Genomic DNA, 17,292 nt, shown 5'->3' on the forward strand with positions numbered 1-17,292 from the left:
TTTTCCTCTGATCGTAGCATTAAATGTATGAATTAGGGATAACAATTAGCTTAACCGGTCCCATGATTCCGTAGGGCAGCAGCCTATATTCCGGCGAATAATCGTCACTCGCAGGACGGAACGACCACCAGTCGGTCCACGCGGCGCCCGGCTTGGCCTCGTGCAGCGGACCGAGCAAATTGCGGGGGCTGCCCGCAATCTCGATCTCCAGCCGGTTGATGCCGTCCGAAAGCCACTCGGTCAGCTCTACCGTGCCTGCAGACCGCCATGGGATCGCTTGCTCGCGACGACCGTTAATCGTCAGCTTCGCCGTTACCGCTTCGTACGTCCCCATCACCATGAAGACACGATCGTCCTGACGCTTGTCGCCCCTGAACTCAAAACGATAAATCATGCTTCCGCAATAGTGCGGGTAGCCCTGCCTGCACCAATCCCCGAGGTTCAAACGCTCTGGCTCGCGGATCAGGCTGCGGTCAAAATCGAGCGCGAAGCTGCCTATGAGGAATGCGTCCTCCAGCTCCATATCGTGCATGTAGGCGCAAGAAACGTCCAGCGTATTCTCGCCTAGCGCGAGGGGCGGCAGCTTGACCGTCGCCAAGCATCGGTCCAGATACCAGCCGTCAGGCGAACGCTCGACAGAGCTGCCGTTCAACGAAAACCGGAAGCGTTCCGCCTGCTCGAAAGCCAGACCGACTTCTCCCTCGGGGATATCGTCCACGCGAAAAGTAAAGCGGAATGCCGCCTCGGTCCCGTCGAGAGGATGCGGCTCGCCGATCCAAAAGTAGCGCTGGCGCTTGCCGTTGGCGTAAACCTGCCGCATGCCCAATCGTTCGCGCAGCTCCCGCTGCGCCTGCCATACGTCCATCTCTTCCGACCATGCTTCGTCCTGAAAGCGATATCGGCAGCGGTCGAGGACCAGCGCATTGGGTGCGGTTCGGGAAAAGGCGACCGGGGTATCAAGGACCAACCAAGGCTCGGTAAACGGTATTTGGCGCGCAAGCTCGACGTCCTGCAACATTCCGGCGGTCCGAGCGGCCTCAGCGGCAACGCCTTGCTCCGCTTCTTCGGCGCGAATCACGTACAGTCCGGAATCCGCCGGACCGTACCGCTCCTCGAACACCGTAAAGCCCTCTTCTTGCCTGGAAGCGACGGGCGTCGCATCGCCGGACAGCGGATCCCACCGCTCGACCGTCCCCGCCCCTTCAATTCGGATCTGAACCTCGCAGTCCGCTTCCCGGTCGTTGTTCGCCGCGAATACGACGATGCCGTCCGGCAGCTCCCTGCGCATGCAGAGAAGCTTGCGCTGCTCGGCGCCGTCCCGGCCGCGCAGGCTGACAGGCCGCGCGAACATGCCGGCCAGCGCTTCCGGCAGCTCGTTCATATCGCCCAGCCGCTTGAACCGGGAATGCCCGATCAACGCAGACAGCTCCGCAGCCGCTTCCCTGCCGTCCAGCAGCTCCGGCCCGTCCCCGATCGACAGCACGATGCCTTCCGCGTCCATAAAAGCGAGCAGCAGCTCCATCGTCGTGCGTGCCAGATTGCATAGATCCGGCAGCACCGCGACGCGATAGCAGGCTTGCCCGATCCTAAGCCGATCGCCCTCCACGGCGCCGATCTCGCGCAGGATCGTCTCATCTCCCAGGTCAAAATCGTAGTGCTCACCGAGCAGCAGATCTACCAGCCGGTTGAACGCTTTGTCATAAGCGACGAGCGCATCCGTAATTCCCGCCCGATTGCGCCATGGTCCCGCTTGCACGTCCCGGCCGAGTTTCGTCCATACCGAAGACGCCGGGTGAATCACCAGGACGTCTCTGCGAACCTTGCCTTCGCTCAACACCGCCCCAAGACGCGCGAAGTAATCCTCGATGGTCCGATTGTGCGGCCACCAGTTGACGTTGTAGTTAAACGAAGGCGGATAATCCCGCTTGCGGCAGCCGCGTAGCGTATAAAGTGCGAGATGGTGCGTCAGCACATTGACGCCGAGTGCGAGCTGCCAGTCTCCGATCCACTTGCGGCTCTCAAAAGTAAGCCCCCACCCGGTTACGCCGTACGTTTCCGTGACGACCTTATTTAGGCCGTACTGGTTCGCGACGCTCGATACCTGCTTTACCGTCAGACTCTCGTCGGTCTGCTCGCATAACGTGTCGATGCCGGGCACGTCCAGATACCGGTAATGCGGCATGACGGCACCGCCATGAAGCGTTGCCCCGATTAAGCTGCCTTCCTCGCAGAAGTGTCCGGCAAGATCGATGCCGTTCGCCCGGCACCAATCCGCCAGCTGTCGCGTATAGGCGTCGGCGAATTGCTCCGTCACCGTCGCCCAATAGTCGTGGCGGATCCGAGCCGCGTGCGGTCCGCCAAAGAAAAAGTACGGCAGCAGCTCCCAGATCTCGTAGCCGTGACGCAAGAAGAACGCTTCCGGCAGCACGTCCGACCAAGCGATCCAGGTCATGTCCGGCCGGTTCAACCCTTCCTGGAAGCCGCGGATCGAAGGCTCATCGGTAAAGATGGCGGGAATCGTGTCCCCGAACGACCCGCCGACCGCAGTCTTGTACTTCTCGTGCGTCGTCTCGATGAACAGCCTCGCCGCTTCGGGATTCAGCGCGTCCGGATAAGTGTCGCCGTGGCACCATTCGTTCGGCGCCGCGACATGGCGCCGGAGGACGAGATAAACTTCGTCCTCCGCAAGCTTGCGATCTGGAGCATCGGCGCACGACTCCAGCTCCCGGATTCTCGCGCAGCTGCGAAGCGCGTCGCCCTCGATGACCGCGACGTACGCAGCTTGAATCGAATCGTCGCTTGCCGGCGTTCGCTCTACGGTCAACGACAAAGCCTTCGCGCGGACGGCGTCGCCTCCGATCCGTCCCACCTGGCCGCCGCCCATCCCCGAGGAGTATCTGTCTTCGTCGTACAGCCAGGCATGCATCCCTTCCGCCTTCGCCTTGGCCACCGTCTCTCGAATACGGTCCATGAAGGCTTCGCCAAGGTAAGGCGTCTCGAGTCCCTCGCGCACATGCATCATGAAGCCGCCCATTCCCTGCGCCTTGAAGCCTTCGATCTGCGCGTTCAGCTCGGCCTGCTCAAGCGTTCCGTTCCAGGACCAGAACGGCACCGGCCGGCGCTCCATGGGAGGGTCCGCCCATTTGGCGCGCAGCCGTCCGATACCGTCCATGGGCTCGGGTTGCCCGGAATCTAGTCTTTTTTTCATCTTTTACGCGGTCCCCTTTTTTTTCTCTTTTCGGATACCTACATCATATAGGGACTGCCGGCTGCGGGAAATGAGCGATATTCCGCATGTTGCAACTTCTTTCGGGTTCATCGAAAAACGATCAGAATCTATAAAAAAGCCCAGGTTTGCAGCGTGCTTCAAACGGGCGATATCAAGCTATCGACCGGAATATCGCTTGGAAAACGAAATAAGGACGAGACAGCGCGTTCCTGTCCCGTCCCTATCGTCGTCAAACCGTCATCGCATTAGGCCGCGCAATCCATGCGCGTCTTCACGAAGACGCGGCAAGCGCCTCGATGCGCTCGCAAAAAGCTTCCTCCGTCCGGAGGCCGGACAAATACAGCATGACTTCTGGCAGGAACCAGCGCCACTCCCGCTCCAGCAAGCCAAGCGCATCGCCGAACCGGTACGACGGGATGATCTCGCGGTACATGCCGAACCTGGAGGGCCGGGTAGCGCCATCGCCGCCGACGGATTCGTCGATACCTCCGCGCAATGCGGGCAGGCTGAGCGTGTCGCGCCGAATGGACGCCTGCGCGGCCGGACCCGTCAAGTACTCCGCGAGCAGTCTGGCCTCCGCCGCGCGGAGGGAATGCCTGTTGACGGCGAGGCCGATCGCGATGACCAGGGTAACCGGATCCGCCAGCCGCGGAAGCGGAGCGATATCGTAAGCGATGCCGCCCTGCCGGAGCGCATTCAAGCCGTAATACGTCGTCAGCATCATCGACAGCTTGCCTTGCGCAAACAGCTCCTCGACGCGAAAGCCGGCATCGCGCTCGGACATGAGCGGCGCCATCCGGTCCATGACGATTTCCTTGTAGCGACGAACGCCCGCAAGCATCCGCGTGCCGCGCATGCGAAGCCGACCGTCGGCATCCCGCTCCGCCTTCGCCCCGCTTTGCAGCAAAAATACGGCGATCCGGTTGCGCTGGGTGGCCGAAAAATGAAAGCCCGCCCGTTCCTGAGGCAACGTGAGCCGGTCCGCCGCGTCAAGCAGCTCTTCCCAGCCCCAGCCGCTGTCCGGCTCCCACATCTCGCGCTCGCGGAAGTGTTCCCGGTTGTAGCACAGAATCGTAGGACTGAATGTAAAGGGTCTTGCAAGCAGCGCGTCCCCGATCGTCATCGCGTCGGTCAAAAACGGATGACACTCCGGGTCTCCTTCAAGCGGCAGCAGCCCGTTCGCGACGCCCGTTTCTCCGAAGGCGCGAAGCTCGGCATCGTTGAGCGTCATGACGTCGATCAGCCCGTGTGACAAATAAGGCTGCAGCACTTCAGGATCGTGGCCCGGCAGCGTGACGTCCTGCACCCGAATATGCGGGTACAGGGCCTCAAAGCCTGCCAGCAGCGCCTTCAACTCCGTCTCCTGAAGCGTCGACCCGTGATGGCCGAGCTTCACGATGATGCGCTCCGGCTCGCTGCGCAGCGAGACGACGCTGCCGATCCGCGGCTTCTTTTCGATAAGACCCTCCGCCGCCAGCTCGGCCAGCACGTCTCTTACGATTTTATTGCTAAGCGCAAACTGGTCCGACAGATCCTTCTCCGAGGGCAGGAATTCCCCAGGCTTGCGAACGCCGTCGAGGATGTCCTGCCTCAGGCGGCTCAGCATCTCTTCCTGGCGGATCCGGAACGTTTTGCGGCTTTGCTTTGTTTTCATAACGATCTCCCTGCCGCCTCTGCGAAATAAAAAGGATTCGCGTACCCGCGGACGAGTCGGAATCCGATGTTCTTCTTATCTTAGTTGCGCGCTTCGCGCAGTGTCAATACGGACTAGGCCAACCTGAACAGCTGGGATACGTCGACTTCACCCTGAAGCGGCTTGCCGGCCGCGTACCGCTCGACCTCGCTGGCAATATAGGCACCGATCCGGCGCAGGCCGTTGTTCTCGGCGCCCGCGATATGCGGGAGCAGCGTAACGTTGGGCAGCGAGCGGAACGGGTGATCGGCGCAAGGCGGCTCGGGGTCCGTGACGTCGAGGCATGCCCATAGCCGTCCTTTGCGCAGCTCCGCCGCAAGCGCCTCCTCGTCGATGAGCGAGCCGCGGGCCGTGTTGATTAGAATCGCGTCCTCCTTCATCAGGCCGAGCGTGCGCGCGTTCATCATGCGATCCGTCTCGGGAATCGACGGTGCATGGATCGAGACGACGTCCGCGCCGGTCAGCAGCGCGTCCAGATCGACCTTCTCGGCGCCCATGCCGGCGATCTCGGCTTCGCTCACAAAGGGGTCGTACACGAGCACCCGAATCTCGAACGCCTGCAGCAGCTTGATCAGATGGCGGCCGGACAAGCCCGCGCCGATGACGCCGACGGTGACCTCGTACAGCTCGCGCACGCGCTCCCGCTGCTTGTCCCATTCTCCTTCGCGCGTGTTGCGGGCAAGCTGCCACATGTTCTTGAGCGACACGATGGCGAGGCCGAGCGCCGTCTCCGCCACGCCGCGTGCCAGCGCTTCGTTCGCCGTGCCGACCCGGATGCCGCGCGCATGCAGCTCCGGACTCAGGATCGGCTTGACCGTGCCGGCCGCATGCAGGGCGAGGCCGAGCTTCGGGCAGCGGTCGAGCACCTGCGCCTCAAGCGGCGGGCAGCCCCATGACGTGATAAGGATGTCCGCGCCTTCGGCCAGCGTTGCCGCCCGCTCCAGCGTCGGATTGCCTACGGCGTCGTTGATGACCAGCTCGCCGAACTGCCGGATTCGCGCCAGGTGCGCTTCAGCGAAGATGCGGTCCGTAAAATGACGGCTTTGCAGCATTACGATTTTCAGCGGATTCACCTCTTATTCTCCTTCTTGCTTCAGCCAGCGGTCCAAAAAGCGGTAAGCCAGCAGCCGGATCTCTTCGGGAAAATCGTGTTTGCCTTCGCCGAGATAGAACCGGAACCGGTCTTCCCGGCCCAGCAGACCGTACAGCTTGGTCAGCTCCCCCATCCCCTCGGCGACCGAGCGCCAATGCGGGAAGATGGCATCCTGCTGTCCGGCGTAATTAAAGAAGGGCACGGGCGCGCACAGGGCCGCGATCTCATGGAAGTCGAACGGAATCCGATCCTCCTGCAGATCGGCGCTCACCTTCGGGATGTGCGTATAAGGATACGACCGGTAGCCCCAGTGATCCGGATGAGGGTCGCCGGCGAAAGGGCTGAAGCCGCAGCTTGAGACGACGGCGCGGATCCGGTCGTCCAGGCCAGCCAGAAAATAAGCGTTGTAGCCGCCGAAAGAATGTCCGATCGCCCCGATCGCGCGGCGGTCGACAAACGGGAGAGACTCGAGGACATCGACGCCCTGCATATGATCGGTCGCATTCTTGGCGACGGTCGACCATGCCGGATGCGCCTCATAAAACGCGGTGCTGTCAAAAGCGGGATAGCCCGGATAAATCCGTTCTCCGGCTGTGAGCGCGTCCGGCGCAAGCACGACGTATCCGCGAAGGACCAGCTCGACGGCATAGCCGCGGTTGGGCCTGCCCGGTACAATCGCGATGTCGTCCTTGCCGATCTCGTGGGTCGGATGAAGCGCCATGACAGCAGGATACCCCGACGTCGGACGGGAGCCGTCCGCAAGTGGAGCGGGTACGAGCAAATACGCGGGAATCGTATCGCCGTATGCCGTATCGTACGCGACGCGATGACGGGTATAACCCGCCTCCTCTGTCGCGGACAAGTAGCGCAGGTTAGCCGGCGGCCGCTCCGGCAGCGTCCCGATATATTCCAGCCAAGTACGGCGAATTTGCGTCCGTTTCTCCAGCCATTGCGTCTTGTCGGCAATGCCCGCAAGCAGCGGCGGCAAGCCGGTCTTGTTCATTTGAGATAAATTGTAGGCCATGCACGAAGGCTCCTTTTTCTTGCCGATCAATTCGGTACTAACTTATATCTGGATCACATTACTGACATTATATCCCGAAATAAATGAGCAGTCAATTATCTTATGAGTTAGATATAAATCAATATATTGATTAAGTCGTGATCGGCCTATTCCAGCTTCCCTGCCGGCACCTGCTGCGTAATGCAGTGCACATTGCCGCCGCCGAGCGCAATCTCCCGCGTATACACCTGCACCACCTTGCGTTCCGGGAATAGAGTAGCGAATCGCGCATGCGCTTCCCTGTCCCGGCGGTCCCCGAACGCCGGCAGAATCAAGCCACCATTGCACAAATAAAAATTGACATAAGACGCCGCAAGGCGCGTGCCTGGCGTGCGGCCGAAGCTTTGCGCGGCGCGGTCGATCGTGCGGCTATCCGAAGCGCTCAGCTCAATCGGGTCCGGCAGCGGGATCCGCTCGATCCGAAGGCGGCGTCCGCGCGCATCCTGCTGTGCCCCCAGCGCAGCCTCCGCCTCCCGAACGATCTCGTACTGTGGATGATCCGGATTGTCCGTCCATGCCAGCAGGACGACCCCCGGTGAAGCGAACGCCGCCAGCTCGTCGATATGGCCGTCCGTCTCGTCGTCGGCTAGGCCTTGCTTAAGCCAGACGATCCGCCTCACGCCAAGCGAACGGGCAAGCCGAGCTTCGATATCCGCCCGGGAGAGGCCCGGATTGCGGTTCGGATGCAGCAGGCACTGCTCGGTCGCGAGCAGCGTCCCCTCACCGTCCACGGCAATCGCCCCGCCTTCCATGACGAAGTCCCGGACATCGTACCGGTCCTTGCCTTCGATCTCAAGCACCTTCTGCTTCGCTAGCTGATCCTGGTCCCACGGGAAATAAAGGCCGCCGTTCAACCCGCCCCATGCATTAAAGCCCCAATCGATGCCGCGCACCTCGCCGGTCGCATCGTTTTTTACGAAGGTCGGACCGATATCCCGCATCCAGGCATCGTTCGAGGACAGCTCGACGACGCGAACCGCATCCGGCATGACCCGGCGGACATGCTCGAATCCGCTCCCGTTAACGCCGATCGTGACCGGCTCGAAAGACGCGATCGCCAGCGCCACCCGCCGAAAAGCCTCTTGCGCGGGCTTCGCGCCCAGTCGCCATGTATCGGTTCTCCACGGCCACAGCATCCAGGTTCCCGCGTGCGGCTCGTATTCGCCCGGCATGCGGTAGCCGTCGGCCGCCGGCGCGCCCCGCCAAGTTTTTACCATGTCCAGCACCTCGCTCATGAAGCAGGCCGTATGGGGCGGCTGCCTTATCCTACTCCATATTCGCCGGGCGTCGAGGCTGTCACACACGCTCTGCTGAAATGTGCGCAAATCTTAGGCACCTTTAAACGGACATAAGAAAAACCGCCAGAAGATCGAGAGGTTGAATTATCGTCGCCCGCGCCGTTTTTTTATGTAATGCCTGCAAATATAGTTACTACTTAGGTCAACCGAAAGTAAAAGTGCCGCGGAGTGCGGCTGAAAGGGAGGAGAGTACAGGGAGTTGTTGCTTGAGAAGTGTGGAAATGAAGCCACGTACGCGCGCAAAAACCTTTGCACCTTGCTCTGTGCGAAAGCAGCCTGAAACCTTGTCTTTGACTTTCACCATGCGAATATCGCGTTCGGCTTGGTTATTGTCAAAGGGTGCCTTTGCATCATAAAGAAAGCGGAGAATGGCGTCCTTGTAATTCAGGAACCGCTGTCCCAAATTCGCCGCTTTGCTTTTCGTTTTTCGGCCTCTCGGGCCGGTTTTGGGGCGAACGGGGTCTTTGGACCACTCAAGCGCACCTTGTTTTAGAATTTCGTCGTACTGTTGTTGCATCTGCTGGATATGTTCCTGTCTCAAAGACTCGCCTCGTTTTCGGTGTGCCGAAGCTGTCTTCCAGCTTTCCTGCAGCAACGTTTTCATCCGCGTCGACCAGGTATGCTTGTCATGTTCGCTTATCCCCTGGCATTCACGAAGCAGATGGGCGCAGCACAGGGAGTGGGAAAAGGAAAATTCATCTTTAAAGTAAGCACCGTAGCTGTCATGCATCACCGTGCCTGTGTAGGAAGGCAGGATTTCTCCTGCCTTCATGCCCACACTGCCGCGGCTGGGATGAACGGTGAATAGCGTGCAATCGGCCGTGGAGGCGGTATGTAGCCATTGTTCGTGGTCTTGGACACGAAAGCCCGTTTCGTCGCAATGCAAAAAGTCGCTTTTTAGCAGCGCCTCGCGCACACATTGCTCGGCCGGTGCTAGGCGGTGATGCATGACTTTAAGGTACGACAAGAGCGTCGCATCGCTCGGACGGTAACGGGTTAAATCGGCAAAGAGCTGCCCAATACGCGCAAGCGGAATCATTTGAAACGCGCTCAAATACGCGGTCCAGGCTGCGAATCCGTCGCCGTATTGTGTGGCAGCATTCACGCCCTCAGGAAAGAGGGCGCGCTGCGTACACCTGCAATGCGGACAACGCTTTTTCTCTGAGCGATACTCGGTGACCACTACGCGTGGTGCAGGCAGGTCAAAAACCTGACGTCTCTCGTAGTCTAAAGACGGCACGGCTTCGAGCGACGCCTGACAAGCGCCGCAGACGGATAGGGTTTGATGAACGACGTGATCCGGTGCTTCAGAGAATAGCAGCGTATGTCCGTCATGGCCCTTTGGCGCTCCCTTTTTTCCGCCGGGCTGCCGCGAGTTGGTCGGCTTGCGGAAACCGTCACTTGAAGGCGGTTTGCTGCTATTGCGGGAGTTTTGGCCAAGCTGACGTTCGAGGTCTTTGATTCGGTTTTCAAGCTTCTCAATTTTAGCGGTATACTGCTCGATTGTAGCGGTAAACTGATCGACCAGCGATGTAATGAACGCCTCGATGGTCTCAGGATCGCTATGACTGATCTGCTTGATGAGTTTCTTATCTATCATTCGGCTACCCCGTTTCTGAACGTATAGGTATAATCTTTTACACCTATATCCAGAAAACTAAAAGGGTGGACCTAAGTAGTAACCAAATATACATCTAATTTTGCCGACGCCGCTCCTTTTGGACATGATTGATGCAAATATGCAGCTATTTTCCACCATCAGCTGGATTTCCGGCCAGTGTTTAGCATATACCTGCACATTTGCATGCATTTCATCAAGTACCGTTGGTTCGGCAGAAATACATGTACATTTGCAGGTTTTGAGGGACCGCCATACATTCGAATACTTTCTCCAATGTCAAAAAAGCGCTAGCGAAGAGTTGTCTTCGTTAGCGCTGGGCCGATCTCGGCCGATGAGCGAGTTTTATAGCCCGAACGCCCGCTCGATATCCCTGATGCTGTCGTCGTCCATGTGGACGATGGCGCCCAGGCTTGCCGCCTCAATGATCGATTTGGCGCTGTACTCGGCGACCTCCAGCCGGTCAAAGGCGTTCAGCAGGCTGCTGCCCGTCGCGATGACGCAGTTGTTGTCGACAAGCGCGAGCGGCACGTCGGGCGCGAACCGCGCCGCCGTCTCCTCCACCGACGCGTAGACGGACTCGAACGGCAGCTTCGGCATCCCGCGCAGCAAAATATAAGCTTCGGGAATCGTTTTCGACTCGAACGGATGATCCGTCAGGGCGAACGCCATCGTGTAGGGCGAGTGAGCGACCAGTACCGAGCCGACATGCAGCTGCTGCGCGTAGATCGCCCGGTGCAGCAGGACGGAGCGGCTCGGCTGCTTGCCCGGCTCCGCCGATCCGTCCCGGATCAGCACAAGGTCTTCGGGCTCCAGATACTTGCGGTCCAGTCCGTGCGGCGTAATGATAAAAGCATCGTCCGCCAGCTTTACGGAGTAAGTGCCTTGCGTGCTCGTGAACAGGCGTTGCTCGTAGGAGCGGCGAATGAAGTCGCACATCCGCACGCGCGCCTCGCGCTCTGCGGTCGGCATCGGACCCTGGCGCGCCGGCTGCTCGGGGAGTGCGGCGACGGCCGATGCGGACAGCGCCTGCTGCGCCGCCGTGAGCGACCTCGGACGGCCGAGGCCTGAAGCCTGGATCTCCATGCGCGCGCAAAATTCCAGCGTCTCGAACGCCTTGTACGCATCGGCCAGCGAATCGCCGCCTACGACGATGCCATGGTTCTCGAGCATCACGCAGCGCTTGCCCTCCGCGAATACGGCGGCGATGTTCTCCCCGAGCTGCGCGCTGCCGGGCAGCGCATAGGGCGCGATCCCGACCTCGCCGCAAATCTCGCGTTCGCCGGGCAGCATGTCCACGTTGGGAACCTTGCGGACGATGCTGAACGAGACAAGCGCCGGAGGATGCGCATGCACGACTGAACGCAGGTCCGGCCTCGCCCGATAGATCGCCTGGTGAAACGGAAATTCGCTCGACGGCTTGTGCAGGCCCGCATGGCTCCCGTCCGTGCGCACGCGCACGATATCTTCCCGGCGCAGGGAACCCTTGTCCACGCCGGCAGGCGTAATCCATATATCGCCGTCGTCGTCCAGGACGGACAAGTTGCCGCCGGACGTCGTCGTCATGCCGAACCGGTAGATGCGGGCGATCATCTCGATGATCTGATCGGCCGGAGGTAAATAATCGAACTTCATGGGGAAGCCTCCTCTTCGGGACCGTTTATATCGTCCCGCTTACCCCACCAGCTTGCCACAACCTGCCGTCGCAGGCAATGACATTCGTCACACTGATGCGACCGCTCACGCGCTGGCATCGATCAGTCTGCCGTAATCTGTGATTTTGACCTCTGCGACGACTTTAATCTCGGCCTCCGAAAAAGCCTTGTTCCAATTGAGCGCTTTCCAGTCCGCATAGCGCATTTTGTCGCGGACGTAGCTGCCGATCCCGATGCCGTCCGCCCCCGGCTTTTGCATCTCGCGGATCAAGCGCTCGCATCGTTCCGCAACGAATTTGCTCATGGCCCGCTCGAGTACGGGCTGACTGGCGAGATTGTTCAATTGCAGCAGGTCGTCGTATTCCATCAGGGAGCCTCTGAGCTTGATCCCGATGACGATTCGCGCGGGCTTGTTCCGGTTCGTATCCGGCAGCGACAAAATCTTGATCTTGCGCTTGCCGGAGACGTTGGCCAGCGAGATGTTGCCCTTTCCGCGCGGCGTTTCGACTTCGTCCATAAACAAAGCGGCATTCTTGGCATCCGCGCGAAGCAGGGAAAAATACATCGCGTCGTCCGCTTTTATTTTGGCGACGTACCGGTCCCTGACGAACAGCGCGATGCCGTTGACCTTCAGCCCCTCGTCTGTCTCGCCTATAATCGTGGCGATAGGTTCCGTCCCGTCGTCGTAATAATCCCGCAGAAACGAATGCAGGTTCGTATCGTATTGCCCCCGGGTGGCGGCATCGGAGCGCACCAGATTATCGATATATTCGCCCATCGTCCCACCCTGCGCGAACGTTCTTTTGACGTACCGCTGGATGTCTCCCTCCGCGACCAGGACGTGCGTGCGGATGCCGATCGCGGGATCGCGGAAGATCGATTCCATCGGGAGCCATACGCCCACGCGCGCCAGCGACTCTCCGAACATGACTTGCCTCAGCTGGCCTAACACGATCCGGCGATCGTTTTGCATATCAAAATGAATTTTCGCTTGCTTGAAGCTCTTCGCAATATCCGTGTAAACGATGCTTTCCGTCTGATTCGTTTTCGGGATGCTGATCGTGACCTTCAAGGCTTTGTCGGGGCCATCCGCCTTCTCAAGAATGATCGTGCGCGCAAACCCGATTTTCTCCAGTATTTTTTGATCCTTGCATCCGGCAAGCATCGCGACGACAAGCAGCCATACGATTCCCTTGTTTCTTCTCATCGTCAAGAGACCTCCTTGGACCGTTTGCCGCCGAGCTTGACGAGCAGCAGAAGGAGCAGCGGCAGCGCGAATGCGACGCCGGTCTCCGTGAAGTAAGTAAGACGAATCCAATCGGCGGCCTCCCGAAATACCGTCGGCAAAAAGCCGAGCGCGAATATCGCCGCCGCAAGCGGCAGCGCCAGGCGTTTGTCCTCGATACGGGGCAGCATGCGGCCGAGCGCGCTTCGCGCTGCAAAAGCGAACATGACGGTGGTGACCAGATTGGAGAACAGGAAAAAGGGAAAAACCAGATTTTCGACGCGGTTGATAAAGGGCATCTCGATGTACTCCAGCGTGTGAATGACGGGAAACTGCAATATTTTCACTTCCTCGAAGCTGAAAAAACCGAAGGAAATCAGGATCGTAAACAAATGGGTCGACGTAATGATTGCATGACCGGCAAACACGCCTTTGAACAGTTTTGTCTTGGCATCCGAAAAAGGAAACAGAAACACGCAAAGCTCATAGCCGATAAAAACGGAATACACGTCGAGCATGCCTTCAAAGCTGTGGCCGTTTGTCGTGCCCTGAAATAAAAACGAAGTGAACCGGTGGAAGCTCCAGTCCTTAAAAAAATTCGGCGCCAGCAGCAGCATCCAAATGGATAGCAAAAAAAACACCGTGGAGGCCTTGACGATGCTGTAGAGATCCTTGCAGAGCAGCACGTATACAAGCAGGCAATAAACGGCAAAAATCAGCATCGGCGAGCTCGTCTGGAAGCTTAGCGTCTGGAACACAAGCACGAAGCTCTTGCCGGCAAATGCGCCGATTCCGAGCCACAGAAGAGACAGCACCGCATAAACCGGATACAAAACGAACTTTGGAAGGACCGCCTCGGAGATTTCGAACACGGATCTTCCTTGTCCCGCGCTGTACACGAGCTTATAGAGCCAAATGTTAAAAGCCGCGATGAGCGACAAGCCCAGGAATCCAAGCCAGCCGTTCGTGCCGATCTGAACGGCGACCAAGCGAGGCAGCATTAAAACGGTGACGTCGAGCTCAATCATGTAAATTAGAAGCGCCACATGAAAGCTGTTCAGTTTTTCCTTCACGGGTTGCCTCCGCTATCTTTTGACTTTCGTACGAACCTTGTTCTTCGTGCGGCTGAGCGTAGGCCGCTCGCGCAGCGCCCAGAACGGGCCTCTGACGAGCGTGTCGAGGATATCCATGAACTTCGCCGGGGCGATCGGCGTCAAATAAGAAGTGCCGAGATTCGTCACGCCGGCCATATGGACGACGATAAACCCGATGCCGAAGATCAGGCCCAAGTTGCCGAGTATGCCGGCCAGAATGATCAGGCCAAAGCGGATCAGGCGCAGCGAGGCGCTCATGATATAGCTTGGAATGACGAACGAAGCGATCGCGGAGATCGCGACTGCGATAATCAGGATGTTGCTCGTGAATCCGGCTTGGACGGCGGCTTGACCGATAACGATACCGCCGACGATGCCGATGGTCTGACCGATCTTGGTCGGCAGGCGCGCGCCCGCTTCCCGCAGCAGCTCGATCGTCGTCTCCATGAGGAGCGCCTCGATTAACGGCGGGAAAGGCACCCGGCTTCTGGACTCGGCGAGATTGAGCAGCATCGTATGGGGAATCATCTCGTAGTGGAATGTGGTTACCGATACGTAAAAGGCAGTAAAACAGATCGTAATCAAAAAGCCGATCAACCGAAGGATACGCAGCCCGGTGCCGATCGGCCAACGCTGGTAATAATCGTCCGGCGACGAAAAAAATTCGAGAAAAGCCGTCGGCGCTGAAAAAACGCCCGGACTCCCGTCCAAGATGACCGCCAGCCGTCCGCCGAGCAGTTTCGACACGACCGCGTCAGGCCGCTCCGTCGTCAGATACTGCGGGAATAGCGAGTTCGGATTTTCATCGATCAGTTGAACGAGCATATTGGCATCCGACACGCCGTCGATCTCAATGTCCCGAATGCGGCCGGTTAACAAATTCACGTATTCTTCGTTTGCGATTCCTTCGACATACAAAAGAATGACGCGCGTTTTGGCGATTTCTCCGACCTCGAGCGCGACGGTCTTCAGCTTGGAACTGCGGAGCCGCTTGCGGATTACGCTGAGGTTTTCCTCGAGACTCTCGACGAAGCCGTCGTGCGGTCCGGTAATGACCGTCTCCGTCTCCGATTGTTCGACCTTCCTCCCGGTCGATTTCGGCGCATCGAAAAGGTACACGTTCTGTCCCGCAAAAACGGCGGCGGCGCCGTCCATGATGGACCTCATGCACGAATTCAGGTCCGTCGCAGCCCTGAATGGCGCGCCGGACAGCAGCGCATGCAACTGTTCGGGGGACGCTTGGGATAAGGGGCGAATCAAGTCCCGCTGCAGGGTATTCAAGTCGACGAGCGTCGGAAAATAAACCAGATCTGCGCCACTGCCTTCGAGCTTCTCATGGAGGCAATCCACGCAGCCCTTCATCGCCTCGGCGACGGCTTTAAGGGTCGGTTTCGTATTTTCGTCCGACTTGGAGCTTCCGTCTATATTTTTTCGGTCAGCCATCGTCAACCTCCGCTCCCCGCTGGCATCCTTCTCCATTTTGCCCGGGCTGACCCAGCGCCATACGCCTTGCCGGGACGCTCTGCCGCATCCTGCCCCCACTGTCGAAGTACCACCGGTAAAACCTGTAACAAACCAGCAGTACGGCCAACTCGCTGATCCAGGTCGCCCCAAGGTTCCAGTGCCGGTACCGGACGAGATCGGTATAATTTTTCAGCGGCCATTCGACTGCAGCCAGAATTGTCGGAAATGCGATCATGTAGACTGTGCGAAGCCAGATAGGGGCTGCTGCGGGATAGCGAACGTTAAAGATAGCGCCGATCGTCGGCAAGGCGCAAAATTCGAAAGTCACGTTGGCACGCGTCGCTTCGGTGAAGATTCGCTGGGGATAGCTGATCCACTGCAGCTCGACGACCGCGAGGCCCAGAATCCAAGCCGTGAATTGCATGAATAAGATGCTGAGCGCGGCTTCTCTTCGCTTGGCCCGGGGAATGAGCCAAATCAATAGCGCGGCGGACAGCACCCAGACAGAGCTCTCAAGCCAGTGTTCGAGATTCAATGGCGTACCTCCCCGTCTGCAGCGGCCGTCGGCTTCGGGCGGATCCAGTCCGAGATTCGTTTCACTGCAGGAAGCAAAACCAACACGAGCAAAAAGTCGAACCAGGAACTCCAGTTCAGATGAACCTGCAAGCTCGTCCATCTTGTCATCGTCCAGCTCCACAGCGCATAGGCTGCCGCAAAGCAGGCGGCATAGAACAGCTGGACGCGGGGCGGGCGTCCGCGAACGGTCATCGCATAGAGAACGGCGATCGTCGGACATATCGCAAAGTCCGTCACAAAATCCTGATGGGTGGCATAGGGAAAGAGACGCAGCGGGAATTCCTCCAGCCGGAACTCGGCCTTCAGTGCGCCGATAAGCCACTTGACCGTCTGCATCGTTAAGAAGACCGTCCAAATCTCCCGCGCATGTCCGCCCGACAGATGGCGGAAAATCAGCATGAACAGGAGCAGGAAGCTGCCGCCCATCCATAATCCTCCGGTCAGCAAAAAAACACCCCCGTTGGCTAGAATAGCCAAATTCGGGGGCGGTATGCGCCGATGTAAACTTATATTACCCGAGGCGGGCGATGACTTCCTCATGGAACTGCTCGACCGCATCGTCGGGATCGATCGTGAAACCGCATTCGAGGCCGACATAGCCCTCGAAGCCGGTCTCCTTGATCGCCCTTAAAATATTCACATAGTTCAACTCGCCGGTGCCCGGCTGATGACGGCCTGGGTTGTCCGCGATATGGTAGTGGTTGATCCGATGGCGGTATGCCGTCGCATTGCGAATGACGTTGCCTTCGGTAATCTGCTGATGGTAGACGTCGAACACGAGCTTGACATGGCTGCTGCCAACCTTGTCCACGATCTCCGCCCCTTCGTCCGAGCGCTGCAGATAATGGCCTTTATGATCGACCAGGCCGTTCAGCGGTTCGAGCTCCAGCACGATGTCCGCCGCTTCGAGCAGCGGTGCGGCCCGCTTCAGCGTTTCCACCATCGTATGCTGCTGTACGTCCCGCGGTACGCCGTCCAGCTCGTTGCCGGTTTGAGAGATAATGGACCGGGTGCCGAGCGTCTTGCAAGCCTCGATCGTCCGGCTAATCCCGTCCAGATAGTCGCCGCGCAGCGATTCGTCCACAAGGCTGATGAACGGCGTGCACGTCGCGACGATGCCGACGCCGATCCGCTCCTGGGCTTTAGCCGTGCGCTTCAGGTCGTCGAGCTGCCACCAAGCGTAATATTCCAAGCCGTGGAACCCGAGCGCTTTTACTTTTTCGAGATGATAGATCTCGTCTTCTCCCTGATACGCGCCGATGCATAACGAAAACTTCATCGCGA

The 17,292-nt window shown here is 58.9% G+C and carries 13 protein-coding genes; all 13 read right to left on the reverse strand.

What is annotated here, in order from left to right; translation table 11 throughout:
• Positions 1-19 precede the first annotated feature (19 nt).
• Positions 20-3,208, reverse strand: a complete 3,189-nt coding sequence (locus ACFSR7_RS11675) for a glycosyl hydrolase (protein WP_378161632.1) — start codon at positions 3,206-3,208, stop codon at positions 20-22.
• A gap of 292 nt (positions 3,209-3,500) precedes the next feature.
• A complete protein-coding gene (locus ACFSR7_RS11680; protein WP_378161634.1) occupies positions 3,501-4,883 on the reverse strand; it encodes an extracellular solute-binding protein in 1,383 nt (460 codons plus the stop codon).
• A gap of 113 nt (positions 4,884-4,996) precedes the next feature.
• On the reverse strand, positions 4,997-5,995 hold the full coding sequence (locus ACFSR7_RS11685; RefSeq protein ID WP_378161636.1) for a hydroxyacid dehydrogenase: 999 nt from the start codon (positions 5,993-5,995) through the stop codon (positions 4,997-4,999).
• Between the two features lie 3 nt (positions 5,996-5,998).
• Positions 5,999-7,039, reverse strand: coding sequence for an alpha/beta hydrolase family protein (locus ACFSR7_RS11690; RefSeq protein ID WP_378161638.1), 1,041 nt, complete (start codon positions 7,037-7,039; stop codon positions 5,999-6,001).
• 146 nt (positions 7,040-7,185) lie between these two features.
• Positions 7,186-8,295, reverse strand: coding sequence for an agmatine deiminase (gene aguA, locus ACFSR7_RS11695; RefSeq protein ID WP_378161640.1), 1,110 nt, complete (start codon positions 8,293-8,295; stop codon positions 7,186-7,188).
• A gap of 223 nt (positions 8,296-8,518) precedes the next feature.
• Positions 8,519-9,976, reverse strand: a complete 1,458-nt coding sequence (gene tnpC / locus ACFSR7_RS11700) for an IS66 family transposase (RefSeq protein ID WP_378161642.1) — start codon at positions 9,974-9,976, stop codon at positions 8,519-8,521.
• Positions 9,977-10,339: 363 nt separating this feature from the next.
• Positions 10,340-11,629, reverse strand: a complete 1,290-nt coding sequence (locus tag ACFSR7_RS11705) for a class II aldolase/adducin family protein (protein ID WP_378161644.1) — start codon at positions 11,627-11,629, stop codon at positions 10,340-10,342.
• Between the two features lie 105 nt (positions 11,630-11,734).
• Complete coding sequence (locus ACFSR7_RS11710) at positions 11,735-12,856, reverse strand: Ger(x)C family spore germination protein (RefSeq protein WP_378161645.1); 1,122 nt, start codon at positions 12,854-12,856, stop codon at positions 11,735-11,737.
• 2 nt (positions 12,857-12,858) lie between these two features.
• Positions 12,859-13,947, reverse strand: a complete 1,089-nt coding sequence (locus tag ACFSR7_RS11715) for a GerAB/ArcD/ProY family transporter (RefSeq protein WP_378161647.1) — start codon at positions 13,945-13,947, stop codon at positions 12,859-12,861.
• 12 nt (positions 13,948-13,959) lie between these two features.
• On the reverse strand, positions 13,960-15,411 hold the full coding sequence (locus ACFSR7_RS11720) for a spore germination protein (protein ID WP_378161649.1): 1,452 nt from the start codon (positions 15,409-15,411) through the stop codon (positions 13,960-13,962).
• Positions 15,404-15,967 (reverse strand): CBO0543 family protein, encoded by a 564-nt coding sequence (locus ACFSR7_RS11725; RefSeq protein ID WP_378161652.1) that lies wholly within the window; start codon positions 15,965-15,967, stop codon positions 15,404-15,406. The genes ACFSR7_RS11720 and ACFSR7_RS11725 overlap by 8 nt, the downstream gene beginning before the upstream one ends.
• Positions 15,964-16,434, reverse strand: a complete 471-nt coding sequence (locus ACFSR7_RS11730) for a CBO0543 family protein (RefSeq protein WP_378161654.1) — start codon at positions 16,432-16,434, stop codon at positions 15,964-15,966. Before ACFSR7_RS11730 ends, ACFSR7_RS11725 begins: the two co-directional genes overlap by 4 nt.
• A gap of 85 nt (positions 16,435-16,519) precedes the next feature.
• A complete protein-coding gene (locus tag ACFSR7_RS11735; RefSeq protein WP_378161656.1) occupies positions 16,520-17,287 on the reverse strand; it encodes a TIM barrel protein in 768 nt (255 codons plus the stop codon).
• Positions 17,288-17,292 lie beyond the last annotated feature (5 nt).

It is taken from the genome of Cohnella sp. GCM10020058 (assembly GCF_042683485.1).
In the GTDB taxonomy this organism is placed as follows: Bacteria; Bacillota; Bacilli; order Paenibacillales; family Paenibacillaceae; genus Cohnella.

Excerpts from the sequence above, each read along its gene's own strand:
- ACFSR7_RS11675 (WP_378161632.1), bottom strand. The coding sequence starts at position 3,208 with ATGAAAAAAAGACTAGATTCCGGGCAACCCGAGCCCATGGACGGTATC.
- ACFSR7_RS11680 (WP_378161634.1), bottom strand. The coding sequence starts at position 4,883 with ATGAAAACAAAGCAAAGCCGCAAAACGTTCCGGATCCGCCAGGAAGAG.
- ACFSR7_RS11690 (WP_378161638.1), bottom strand. The coding sequence starts at position 7,039 with ATGGCCTACAATTTATCTCAAATGAACAAGACCGGCTTGCCGCCGCTG.
- aguA (WP_378161640.1), bottom strand. The coding sequence starts at position 8,295 with ATGGTAAAAACTTGGCGGGGCGCGCCGGCGGCCGACGGCTACCGCATG.
- tnpC (WP_378161642.1), bottom strand. The coding sequence starts at position 9,976 with ATGATAGATAAGAAACTCATCAAGCAGATCAGTCATAGCGATCCTGAG.
- ACFSR7_RS11705 (WP_378161644.1), bottom strand. The coding sequence starts at position 11,629 with ATGAAGTTCGATTATTTACCTCCGGCCGATCAGATCATCGAGATGATC.
- ACFSR7_RS11710 (WP_378161645.1), bottom strand. The coding sequence starts at position 12,856 with ATGAGAAGAAACAAGGGAATCGTATGGCTGCTTGTCGTCGCGATGCTT.
- ACFSR7_RS11720 (WP_378161649.1), bottom strand. The coding sequence starts at position 15,411 with ATGGCTGACCGAAAAAATATAGACGGAAGCTCCAAGTCGGACGAAAAT.
- ACFSR7_RS11730 (WP_378161654.1), bottom strand. The coding sequence starts at position 16,434 with ATGGGCGGCAGCTTCCTGCTCCTGTTCATGCTGATTTTCCGCCATCTG.
- ACFSR7_RS11735 (WP_378161656.1), bottom strand. The coding sequence starts at position 17,287 with ATGAAGTTTTCGTTATGCATCGGCGCGTATCAGGGAGAAGACGAGATC.